The sequence below is a fragment of the Novosphingobium sp. BL-52-GroH genome (genome assembly GCF_044813085.1).
Lineage (GTDB): Bacteria > Pseudomonadota > Alphaproteobacteria > Sphingomonadales > Sphingomonadaceae > Novosphingobium.
In genome coordinates, this window is the sequence record NZ_CP171150.1 from 369332 (window position 1) to 381248 (window position 11917).

General features: G+C 61.7%; 11 protein-coding genes. All 11 read left to right on the plus strand.

What is annotated here, in order from left to right; all coding sequences use genetic code 11:
• Positions 1-63: 63 nt before the first annotated feature.
• The 11 genes from hisD (at position 64) to otnI (ending at position 11905) form a co-directional block, all read left to right on the plus strand.
• Entirely contained in the window at positions 64-1395 is a 1332-nt protein-coding gene (hisD, locus tag ACFFDA_RS09410) for a histidinol dehydrogenase (protein WP_404478427.1), read from the plus strand.
• A complete protein-coding gene (locus ACFFDA_RS09415) occupies positions 1392-2153 on the plus strand; it encodes an SDR family NAD(P)-dependent oxidoreductase (RefSeq protein WP_404478428.1) in 762 nt (253 codons plus the stop codon). Before hisD ends, ACFFDA_RS09415 begins: the two co-directional genes overlap by 4 nt.
• 69 nt (positions 2154-2222) lie before the next feature.
• Positions 2223-3374, plus strand: coding sequence for an alpha/beta hydrolase (locus ACFFDA_RS09420; RefSeq protein WP_404478429.1), 1152 nt, complete (start codon positions 2223-2225; stop codon positions 3372-3374).
• The gene (locus ACFFDA_RS09425) at positions 3374-4405 is read left to right on the plus strand and encodes a Rieske 2Fe-2S domain-containing protein (protein ID WP_404478430.1); all 1032 of its coding nucleotides are present in this window, start codon (positions 3374-3376) and stop codon (positions 4403-4405) included. Before ACFFDA_RS09420 ends, ACFFDA_RS09425 begins: the two co-directional genes overlap by 1 nt.
• Entirely contained in the window at positions 4398-4820 is a 423-nt protein-coding gene (locus tag ACFFDA_RS09430; RefSeq protein ID WP_404478431.1) for a VOC family protein, read from the plus strand. The genes ACFFDA_RS09425 and ACFFDA_RS09430 overlap by 8 nt, the downstream gene beginning before the upstream one ends.
• Complete coding sequence (locus ACFFDA_RS09435) at positions 4801-5445, plus strand: O-methyltransferase (RefSeq protein ID WP_404478432.1); 645 nt, start codon at positions 4801-4803, stop codon at positions 5443-5445. Before ACFFDA_RS09430 ends, ACFFDA_RS09435 begins: the two co-directional genes overlap by 20 nt.
• Before the next feature lie 51 nt (positions 5446-5496).
• Positions 5497-5745, plus strand: a complete 249-nt coding sequence (locus ACFFDA_RS09440) for an antibiotic biosynthesis monooxygenase family protein (RefSeq protein WP_404478433.1) — start codon at positions 5497-5499, stop codon at positions 5743-5745.
• Between the two features lie 457 nt (positions 5746-6202).
• Complete coding sequence (locus ACFFDA_RS09445) at positions 6203-8470, plus strand: TonB-dependent receptor (protein ID WP_404478434.1); 2268 nt, start codon at positions 6203-6205, stop codon at positions 8468-8470.
• A gap of 338 nt (positions 8471-8808) precedes the next feature.
• On the plus strand, positions 8809-10119 hold the full coding sequence (locus ACFFDA_RS09450) for a glycerate kinase (protein WP_404478435.1): 1311 nt from the start codon (positions 8809-8811) through the stop codon (positions 10117-10119).
• Positions 10120-10164: 45 nt separating this feature from the next.
• Complete coding sequence (locus ACFFDA_RS09455; protein ID WP_404478436.1) at positions 10165-11046, plus strand: 2-hydroxy-3-oxopropionate reductase; 882 nt, start codon at positions 10165-10167, stop codon at positions 11044-11046.
• 73 nt (positions 11047-11119) lie between these two features.
• The gene (otnI, locus tag ACFFDA_RS09460) at positions 11120-11905 is read left to right on the plus strand and encodes a 2-oxo-tetronate isomerase (protein ID WP_404478437.1); all 786 of its coding nucleotides are present in this window, start codon (positions 11120-11122) and stop codon (positions 11903-11905) included.
• Positions 11906-11917 lie beyond the last annotated feature (12 nt).

The window sequence follows — 11917 nt, forward strand, 5'->3', positions numbered from 1 at the left end:
GGTCCAGAACCCGGTCCGCATGGCAGGGGCGCGATCAATCTGGCGTAGAACTCGGGAGTTACCATGGCATTCTGGTTGAAGCGCGGCGCCACCGCCGAAGCGAAGGCCGATGCGGACCGCAAGGTGCGCGATATTGTCGAAGCCACCCTGGCCGATATCGAGAAACGCGGCGACGTGGCGGTACGCGAACTGTCCAACAAGTTCGATGGCTGGGACCGCGAGGACTACCGCCTCAGCCAGGACGAGATCGACGCCTGTGTCGAAAGCCTGACCCCGCAGGAGCGCAAGGACATCGAGTTCGCGCAGACGCAGGTTCGGAACTTCGCACGGATCCAGCGCGCCAGCATGACCGATGTCGAGGTCGAGACCTTGCCTGGCGTCATTCTTGGCCACCGTAACCTGCCGCTCAATTCCGCTGGCTGCTATGTACCCGGCGGCAAATATCCGCTGCTGGCTTCGGCGCACATGTCGGTGATCACCGCCAAGGTTGCCGGCGTGCCCCGCGTGATCACTTGCGCTCCGCCGTTCAAGGGCCAGCCGGCCCGCGCGATCGTTGCGGCACAGGCGATGGCCGGCGCGGACGCTATTTACGCCTTGGGCGGGATGCAGGCGGTTGGCGCGATGGCGCTTGGCACGCAGAGCATCGATCCAGTCGACATCATCGTCGGCCCCGGCAACGCTTTCGTGGCGGAGGCCAAGCGCCAGCTGTTTGGCCGCGTCGGGATCGACCTGTTTGCCGGGCCGACCGAAACCCTGATCATCGCTGATGAGATCGGCTGCGACCCCGAATTGGCCGCCACCGACATCCTCGGCCAGGTCGAGCATGGCCCGGACAGCCCCGGCGTGCTGTTGACGAACAGCGAAAAGTTCGCCCGCGCCACAATGGTCGAAATCGATCGGCTGTTGGAAATCCTGCCGACGGCGGAGCATGCGCGCAAGGCGTGGGAGAACTTCGGCGAAGTGATCGTGGCCGAAAGCTACGAGGAAATGGTCCGCATCGCTGATGAGATCGCCAGCGAACATGTGCAGGTGATGACCGCCGATCCCGACTACTTCCTGAACAAAATGACCAATTATGGCGCGCTGTTTCTGGGTGCGCGGACCAACGTATCATACGGTGACAAGGTGATCGGTACGAACCACACGCTGCCGACCAAAAAGGCCGCTCGCTATACCGGCGGCCTGTGGGTGGGCAAGTTCATCAAGACGTGCACGTACCAGAAGGTGATGGCCGATGAAGCCTCGACCCTGATCGGTGAATACTGCAGCCGGCTGTGCGCGTTGGAAGGGTTTGCCGGACACGGAGAACAGGCCAACATCCGGGTGCGGCGTTATGGCCACCGTAACGTGCCCTATGCCGGGCAGGCCGAACCGTCGGAACTCACCCGCGTATGAGCCTGACGCTGCCGCAAACCCCAAGCTTTCGCCTCGACGGCCGCCGGGCGGTGGTGACGGGGGCTGGCCGGGGGATCGGCCTGGCCGCTGCCGCGGCGTTGGCTCAGGCTGGCGCGGAAGTCACACCGGTTGCGCGGACCGCCAGCGAGATTGAGATCGCGGCGGCGCAGATCGGGCACGGCGCGCAGGCGGCGGTACTCGACGTTTCCGATCTGGCCGCGGTCGCCCATTTCTTTGCCGAGCGTCCGGCCTTTGACGTGCTGGTGAACAATGCGGGCACCAATCGGCCCATGCCGATGTGGGATGTGACCGAGGCCGATTACGATGCGGTGCTCGGTCTCAACCTCAAATCGGCCTTCTTCGTGGCGCCGGCCTGCGCCGGGCGGATGATCGCGGCAGGGGGGGCGGGCAGCCTGATCCACATGGGAAGCCAGATGGGGCACGTCGGCGGCCCCAATCGCAGCTTGTACTGCGCCAGCAAATGGGCGCTCGACGGTCTGAACAAAAGCTTTGCGCTGGATCTTGCCGCCCACGGTATCCGCTCAAACACGATCGCGCCCACGTTAATCGAAACGCCGATGACCAAGCCCATGTTCGACAATGCCAACTTCAAGGCCAGTGTGCTGAGCAAGATCAAGTTGGGCCGCATTGGCCAGGTCGAGGACCTGATGGGCGCGGTGTTGTTTCTGGCCAGCGACGCGTCCGCGCTGATGACCGGTACTAGCCTTGTCGTGGTTGGCGGTTGGGCCGCCGACTGAGATAGTTCGCCCGGGCCAGCGGGCCCGAGCCGCACCGGGTGCGGCGTTTGAAATTGAAGGAATCGCGGTATGTTTGAGCCATTTCCCGGCAACTACGTGTGGAACCTGGGGATCAATCTTGCGCTGATCTGCGGCGGCAACCATGGCGAACTGGATGAAGTCTGCCGCCCGGTGCGCGAGGCCGCTCGCCAGGGGGCGGACGCAGGTTCGGCCCAACTGTTCGAAAGCTGGATCGCGGTGGCCGATCAGGTCGCAGCCAATGCCGCCGCCGACGAAGCGGCGGGCTATAGCCTTTCGGCGGGAGCCAAGTTCCTGCGCGCTGCGGGCTATTATCTTGCCGCCGAACGCCTGCAAAGCCGAGACTATGCTCCCCGCTGGGCCGCTTACGACAAGGGCCTGGAACTCTACCGCAAAGGCTCGGAACTACGCGGCCTGCATGTCGATTATGTCGAGATCCCGTATGAGGGCAGCGCTTATCCGGCGATTTTCGTTCACGATGGTTCGGGTACGCCGCGGCCGGCGCTGGTGTCGGTCAACGGCCTCGATTCCATGAAGGAACAGGTCAACATGGCCGGGCACGGACTGGCCAATCTGGAGCGGGGCATGAACACCCTGTTCGTCGATCAGCCCGGCACGGGTGAAGCGATCCGCAAACGCAACTTGCCGGCGATTTACGACGGCGAACGCTGGGGCACCCCGGCGTTCGATTACCTGCTCAGCCGCAGCGATGTGATCGCGTCCAAGATCGGAATTTTCGGGCTATCTTTTGGCGGCTATCATGCGCCGCGTATCGCCGCGAATGATCCGCGCTATGCGCTGTGCGCCGTGATGGGCGCCAACCACGTCTGGGGTGAACGTCAGCGCGACCGGCTCAAGAACGAAGGTGAGAATCCCGTCCCGCATTATTGGGATCACGTGATGTGGGTGTTCGGCTTCGATGATCGGGAGTCGTTTCTCGCCTACGCCGATCAGGTGAACCTCAACGGTGAAGTTGAAAAAATCAAGGTTCCCTTCCTGATCACCCACGGCGAAAACGACCGCCAGATTCCGGCGTTTAACGCACAGATGAGCTACGATCAGGCCGTCAACAGCCCGAAGCGGACCCTGCGCATATTCACCAAGGCCGATTTCGAAGTGGAGCACTGTGGCGCCGATAACGGCACCGGCATGCGCGATTATATTGCTGACTGGTGCGCCGAGACTTTTGCGGAGATGAAGTGATGGAACGGTATCTGAAACATTGCTGGTACATGGCGGCATGGGCCAATGAGATCGGCGAAAATGGTCTGACCCGCGAAATCCTGGGCCGGCCGATGTACTTCTACCGGCTCGAAAGCGGCAAACTGAACGCGATTGTCGATCGCTGCCCGCACCGTTTCGCACCGCTCTCGTGCGGGACCCGCAAGGGCGACAATCTCGTGTGCGGTTATCACGGCCTGACGTTTGCGCCCGATGGGCACTGCGTCCACAACCCGTTCTCGGACAAGATCCCGGTCGGGGCGAACATCACCACGTTTGCCGTGGAAAAGCGCGACGAGATCGTGTGGATGTGGGGTGGCAAGCCTGAGGAAGCGGACCCCAGCCTCATTCCGCCGTTCCCCTTCGTGCCCGATGCCCCGAATTGGCGGACTGTCACGGGGTACACCCTGATGCAGGCCAACTACGAATACGGCACTGACAACCTGATGGACCTCAGCCATATCGAGTTCGTCCACAAAGGAACGTTCGCGGGTGATGGCGTGATCTTCGCCGGCAAGCACGAGGTAATCCAGGAAGGCGACACGCTGCATTCCAACTGGTGGATGCCGAACATTCCTCCGCCGTCGATGGCCCAGGGCCGGGTGGCCGAGGATGCCATTGTCGATCACTGGTTCGACATGCAGTGGTATGCTCCGGCTACAATGCGCCTGTTTGTGGGCGCCTGCCCGCACGGCGAGCCGCGTGAAGCCGGATTTGCGGTTCCGTTCGCCCACATTCTCACCCCGGCCAACGATCACGAAACCCACTATTTCTGGTCATCCAGCCGGGATCACGATACTGATTCGCCCGAGGTGGACGGTTTCCTCAAGCAGTTGTTCGGCGAGGCCTTCGACAAGGAAGACAAGCCGATCATCGAGGCGGCATACAAGAATGTGCGCGGCAAAGACTTCTGGCAGGAAAAGCCGCTTTCGCTGGGCATCGATCAAGGCGGCACGCGCGCGCGCCGCATGCTCGAAACGCTAATCAAGCGTGAACAGGTACAGGATGCCTGAACTCACGTTTCACCATGGCGGCGTCAGCGTGCCCGACCTTGATGAGTCGATCGAGTGGTACAGCCGCGTGCTTGGCTTCCATCTGGAACGCAGGTTCCGGATCGAAGCCGCTGCTGCCGATGCGGCAATGGTTCGCAGTGGTGATCTCCGTTTCGAATTGTTCGAAGTCGCCGGGGCCGCCGCCTTGCCGGAAGGCCGTCGCCATCCGGTGAACGATCTGCTGACCCACGGCAACAAGCACGTGGCGTTCCAGATCGATGATCTCGATGCGTTTCTGAATGAAATGGCGGCGAAGCAGGCCGACGTGGCGCTCGTTGTGCGCGAAGCCTTCGGGCAGGGCTGTTTTATTCGCGATTGCGCGGGCAATCTGATCGAGTTCGTGCAGAAAAAGACTCATGATGTTCGATCAGCCTGAAGTCAGTGCGGTATTCGCCCGCTACCGGGAACGCGAGGCGGCGGACGCGGCGCGGATGGCCAGCATGGGGTCTGCCGGGTTTGCTATCCGGGACGAATTCTTGCTGCCGGTCGGGGTTGAGGTCGGGCGCTTTCTGCACAGCCTGATCCTGGCGCGGCGCCCGCGCCGCATCCTGGAACTGGGCACCAGTTACGGCTATTCAACGTTGTTTCTAGCCGATGCCGCCCGCGCCGTCGGCGCGCGTGTCGTGACGATGGAACTGGCCGGTTACAAGCAGGAATTCGCCCGCACAATGCTGACCGATGCGGGTTTGGCCGAGCATGTCGAATTCCGCTGCGGCGATGCGGTGGCCATGGTTCAGGCGGATCCCGGCACGTTCGACTTCGCGCTGCTGGATATCTGGAAAGAGCTCTATCTGCCCTGCTTCGAAGCGCTCTATCCCAAGCTTGGCGACGAAGCCGTGATCGCGGCCGACAATATGATCGCGCCGGAAATGGCCCGCCCCGAGGTCCGCGTTTATCGCGAAGCCGTTCGTGCGCGGAGCGACTTGCAGTCCGTACTCCTGCCGATCGGGCAGGGGATCGAACTGACCGTCAGATGGAATAGCGCAAACCCGAAGCTCTGAGAGGACTGACATGATTTACGAAATCGCCATTTGACGATAGATCCTTTTCGTGTGGCTGATTTCGAGGCTGCCGTAGCGTCGGCGCGTCCGCTTTTCGAGGCTGCAAAGGGCTTCATTTCGCTGGGACTGCAGCGCTCAATCGAATACCCGGAGCGCTATCGGCTGGTCGTGGGGTGGACCACTGTCGAGGCACACTCCATCGATTTCCGGGAATCGGCCGACTTCCAGGCGTGGCGCGCGTTGGCGAGCCCGTTCTTCACGGCACCACCGGAAGTGGAACACGTTTCTACCGTCTTCTGATGGCCTGTTGAGGGCCCAAATCTCCGCGGAGAATCCAGGCAATTTTCTCAATACGAAGCAGGTATTGTATCGGCGCAACACTTGTTTTGACGGTCTGGGCAGGGTGAAACGATGGGGGGGCGGCTCGGCCGCTCGCGCCGTTTCTATGCCTAACGCCCCCGGGGGTTCGACGCTGCCTCGCAACCGACTGCGATTTCGCGCAGCATTTCCGCCATTCTTGCCCACTCTGCGGAAATTCGTTTCGTCCATTTCCATGCGAAGCCGTTCGGATATGGCTTTAGGGAAATTCCGTTTAACGGAATTCAAACATCGACAAGCGATATCTTATCCGTGCCATGGATGTATTCGCATTCACAGAATGAGATTGAACATCCGAAGAGCGGACGGGCAAGGTTAGCTCACAATCGGCGCGGAAAAACCGCCTGAAACCGCTAAAACCAAACCAAGGGGGAGAACGATGCAAAATCTTCGCAAGATCGCATTTCTAGGATCGGTGGCATTGACAGCCTTCTGCGTGCCGGCATTTGCACAGCAGGCCCGCGAGGCTGGTGCTGCCAACGACCGTTCGGACGAAATCATTGTGACCGCGCGCAAGCGTGAAGAAAGCCTGATCGACGTGCCTCTGCCGGTTACAGTGGCTACTTCCGCCCAGCTCAACCGGGATCAGGTCCGCACGATCACCGATCTGCAGCGCGTGACGCCTGCGCTTGAAATCAGCCAGACCAACGGCGGGGAAGTCAACGGCGGCGCCCGCCTGCGCGGCCTTGGCACCGGCATTGGTAACGCAACGGTTTCGCCGTCGGTGGCCTTCGTCATCGATCAGGTGCCGCAGGGCAACCTCACCTTCCCGGTCCTGTTCGATCTGGGTCAGGTTGAAGTGCTGCGCGGCCCGCAGGGCACGCTGTTCGGCCAAGGCGCATCGGCGGGCGTGATCAACATCTCGACCGTGGCGCCGAACATGTCGGGCATTCACGCTTCGGGCGGGATCGACTTTGCCGACAAGGGCACTGGCGGTTCGGAAGTGGGTGAAATGACTCTGCGTGGTGGATTCAACCTGCCGTTTGGTGAGAAGGTGGCGATCCGCTTGGCCTCGCAGTTCAAGCGTGAACGCGGTCTGCAGCGTAACACGATGCTTGGACGCGACAATGAAATCAAGGAACTGGGTCTTCGCCTGCGCGCCCTCATCAAGCCTAGCGACACTGTAACGATCAATCTGAGTGGCGAATATGCCAAGCAGAATTCTGAGGGGTGGAACTTTTATACCGTCGCAACGACCCCTACGAATCCCGGTTCGCTGGCGGCCTTCCTCGATCCGACGGGCTGCAACATGCCGCGCATTTCGACCCGCGTTGAGTTCTACTGCGAAGCGGATCAGGCGAAACTGGTCAACACCGCCGGTGGTGTTTCGGGGGTTATCGATTTCGAGCTTTCTGACGCGCTGACTCTGACTTCGGTCTCCGCGTATCGCAAGCTGCGGCGTGAAACACGCACAGTGGACTTCTCGCGCCGTCCCGACATTGCCGCGCGCGATGAAAACAATCAGGACAAGTCCAACCAGTTCAGCCAGGAACTGCGCCTGTCGTATCAGGGCGAAGGTCTCGATGTCGTGTTTGGCGGTCTTTATTCGCGCTTCAATCTTGAAACCACTCCCATCGACCGCAGCGTTGGGTTCGGCAGCAACTTGCCGGGCGAGCGAACCGGCTTCGGCGTTTGCAACAACGCCGGGACATTTTGTGTCGTGCCGACCTCGCTGGGCTATGAAGACACCACTAACCGGACGCTTGCCGCATTTACGGATGCGACTGTTTCGCTTACCGATCGGTTGGACCTGTTCGGTGGTCTGCGGTTCTCGGATTATAAGAACGAGACTGGCGTCGGCGTGAACACTTTTGTGGCGACGCGCTCTGTCGATATCAGCGACACCAATCTGTCAGGCCGAATTGGCCTCAGCTTCAAGCCCAATGCCGGTACAACCCTCTTCGGTTCGTACTCGCGGGGTTATAAGCCGCCGGCAGTCGTCGTACCGACCATCGCGACAGACCCCGTTGTCGTGCTCAAGCCTGAACTGGCCGACGCTTTCGAACTGGGCGCCAAGTTCGAGGTTGGGCGTCTACAGATTTCAGGCAATGCGTTCTACAGCAAGGTCAAGAACTTCCAGACCCAGTCCTTTGCGATTAATGCGACGGGCGCGCTGGTTTCTGCGCCGCAGAACATTGACAAGGTCGTGTCCAAGGGTTTTGAAGTCGGCGTGTTCGGTCAGGTTTTTTCCAACCTTTCAGTCAACGCGGGCTATCAGTTCAATGTTGTGAAGTTCCCCGCAGGGTTCTTCGGCAATGACAAGATCAGCCTCGCCGGAACGCAGTTCCTGAATGCGCCCAAGCACAAGATCACGTTCTCGGGTGAATTCACGCAACCCGTAACGGAGTCGGTTGAAGTGTTCCTGAACACCAATGTGGTGTGGAAAAGCAGCGTGCTGCTAGGTCAATATGGCGATCCGCGCTATCGCTATCCGTCGCACGCGCTGGTCAACGGCGGGATCGGCATCCGTAACGCGGACGGCAAGTGGAGTGCTGCGCTTTTTGCTCGCAACCTGACCAAGCAGCGCGAGCCGCTCGGTTACTTGGCGGGTGACTTCTTCGGCGGCGACGACGGCAGCGTTCGCGCCTGGCCCGCTGCGGGCATTACCGCCCGAGTGGTCGGCCTGTCGCTCAGCTTCAGCTACTGATGATAAAACGAGCGCCCCTCCTGAACCGCAGGAGGGGCGTTCGGATTGCTGTCGGTCCATCCCCGGTGCAAAATGAACATGCTGCGTTCTGTCGCAGCAGTTTCCGTGCACGGGCTTGTCGAGATTTCCCAACGACCGGCGAGCTTATCTGCGCACTGCCGCGGCAGCCACGTTCGGCTCGATTGCATCCAACCATACCATGCATTTGTGACGCCTTCACGCGTGACCGAGACCACGGGCCAACCTGCGTTTGGTCATCAAACGTCCGCGCCGTACCGGCAGATGCGATGGTCCGGGCGGCGCACGCCGGGCGAGCTATTCAGTGAAGGACTTGGCCGTTGAGCTTGGCGCGTAATCGTGATCGCCTAGCAGAGTTGTTCTATGCCGCGATCAATGCGGTGCGGGGCGACCGGCTGATTGCAGAACGATCGCGGCTGGAGGGGGGTGTCTGGACGTATCGCGATGGCGGCCGGACCGTGAGGTTCGATTTGCCAGACGATGGCCGCGTCATCGTGATTGGTGCCGGCAAGGCTGCGGCTTCCCTGGCGCTCGGGCTGCAGCAGGTGCTGGGTGAGCGGATCGATGGCGGCTGCGTTATCGTGAAGTATGGCCACGGCGAGGATCTGGATCGCATTCAGGTGCTGGAGGCCGGGCATCCCGTTCCGGATGCGGCGGGCGTTGCGGCGACCCGGCGGCTGCTCGGCACTGTGGAAGGCCTTGGGCCCAACGACCGCGTGTTCCTGTTGCTGACCGGCGGCGCATCGGCGTTGCTGGTTGCGCCGGCCGATGGGCTGACGTTGGAGGACAAGGCCGCGACCACCGAATTCCTGTTGCGGTGCGGCGCTTCCATCCAGGAGATCAACACCGTGCGGCGCCACATTTCCAAGGTTAAAGGCGGGCGATTGCTGGATCAGATCGGGGAGGCGCGGCTGATCACGCTGTCGATCTCGGACATCCCAGACGGCGACAAGCGGCTGATCGGCTCGGGCCCGTCCTCACCCGATGAGTTGACGCCATCCGCCTGCGTGACGATCCTGCAACGGTATGGCGGGCTGGAGCAAGTGCCTCCCGCAGTCATCGCGTGCCCCAGCGAAGGCGGATCAACGCGCGCGGCGGAGCGGACCTCGCCGGAGCACATCGTGCTGGCGGACATCGACACCGCGCTGGATGCGATGACCGCGCGGGCCGAGGCGCTGGGGTACGAGGTGGTCGTGCTGGATCGGCGGATGGCTGGCGATACCCATGCGGCCGCACGGCAGTTCGGCGCGGCGATGCGAGAGCGTGCGGCTGCGGGTGGTGGGCGGCCTACGGTGTTCCTGGCGGGCGGCGAGACGACGCTGGTGGTGACCGGATCGGGGCAAGGCGGGCGCAACCAGGAGTTCTCGCTGGTCATCGCGGAGGAACTGGAGGGGGTGGACAACGTGGCGGCGCTCGCGGCGGGGACCGATGGCACGGATGGTCCGACGACTGCAGCAGGCGGCTTTGTTGATGGGTCAACCGTGCAGCGTGCTGAGTCCAAGGGCTGCAGAATTCACGAATTTGTCGTTCGGAACGACTCGTATAATTTTCTTGATAGCATAAATGATGTGTTTGTAACCGGGAGTACCGGCACTAACGTCATGGATGTAGTTATAGGGATCGCCGATTAGTTTAATTTGATTATATATTTATATATAACGTTACTGGAGGGCGTAATGAAGATAGGATTTATAGGCCTTGGGATCATGGGCCGTCCGATGGCGGGGCACCTCCAGGCTGCCGGCCATGATCTGCTGGTCGTTGAGCGCAAGTCGCTGCCGGACGAGATCGTTGCGGGGGGTGCCAAAGTGTGCGGAACGGCGGCTGAAGTGGCTGCGGGCAGCGAGATCGTGATCCTGATGCTGCCCGACACGCCCGACGTGGAGGCGGTGCTGTTCGGTCCGGCCGGCGTCGCGGCGGGGCTTTCGGCAGGCAAAACCGTGATCGACATGAGCTCGATCAGTCCGCAGCAGACCAAGCAATTCGCCGCGCGGCTGGCGGCGCAAGGCTGCGACTACCTGGATGCGCCGGTTTCGGGCGGTGAAGTGGGCGCGAAAGCCGCTTCATTGACGATCATGGTTGGTGGCGAAGAAGCGGCGTTCGAACGGGTGCGCCCGCTGTTCGAACTGATGGGCAAGAATATCACCCTGATCGGCCCCGCCGGATCGGGCCAGATCACCAAGGTGGCCAACCAGATCATTGTGGCGCTGAACATCGAGGCCGTGGCCGAAGCACTGGTCTATGCCTCAAAAGCCGGCGCGGATCCGGCCAAGGTCAGGCAGGCGCTGATGGGTGGATTTGCATCGTCACGCATCCTGGAGGTGCACGGCGAACGGATGATCAAACGCACCTTCGATCCCGGCTTCCGAATCGGATTGCACCAGAAGGACCTGAGCCTGGCGCTTGCGGAAGGTCGGGCGCTGGGCGTGGCCTTGCCCAATACTGGCAACGCGCAATCGCTGTTCAGCGCCTGCGTGGCGCACGGCGGGTTCGACTGGGATCATTCCGCGCTGGTGAAGGCACTGGAACTGCTGGCCGGGCACGAACTGGGCGCCTGAAATTGCGCCGCGCGATCCGGCTGGGCCCGGCTGCGCGGCATTTGTCACAATGCCTTCAACCAAGGACGATCCGATGGTCAAACTTGCCGCCAACCTGTCCATGATGTTTCAGGACCTACCGTTTCTCGATCGGATTGACGCCGCCGCCAAGGCCGGGTTCGCCGCGATCGAGTACATGTTTTCCTATGATGTGCCCGCCGAGCAGGTGCGTGCCCGGCTGGACGCCAACGGACTGCGCCATGTGCTGCTGAATTCGCCGGCGGGCGACTGGGCCGGGGGGGATCGCGGTCTGGCGGCGGTTCCGGGGCGCGACGGCGAGTTTCGGGGCGGCGTGCAGCGCGCGCTGGATTATGCCGGCACCACCGGCTGCACGATGATCCACGCGATGGCCGGCATGCCGCCGGCAGGTGCTGAGACAGCAGCGCACCATACTTACTTGGACAATCTCATGTTTGCCGCAGATGCCGCCGCTGCCTGCGACATGACGGTGATCATCGAGCCGATCAACACCCGGGTCGATATACCCGGATACTTCCTGAACGGAACAGCGCAGGCATTGGCGGTGCTGGAGGCGTGCGGACGGCCCAACCTGCGATTGCAGTACGATATCTATCACATGCAGATCATGGAGGGCGATCTGGCCCGCTCGATCGCGCGGCTATTGCCGCAGATCGCGCATATCCAGCTGGCCGACAATCCCGGACGGAACGAGCCCGGCACCGGCGAAATCCGGTTCGACTGGCTGCTCAGCGAGATCGACCGGCTGGGTTACGCCGGATGGATCGGGTGCGAATATCGCCCGCTGGGCGATACGGTTGCGGGGCTTGGCTGGGCTAAGCCTTACCTCAGCCGTGATTGAGCAATTCGGGCC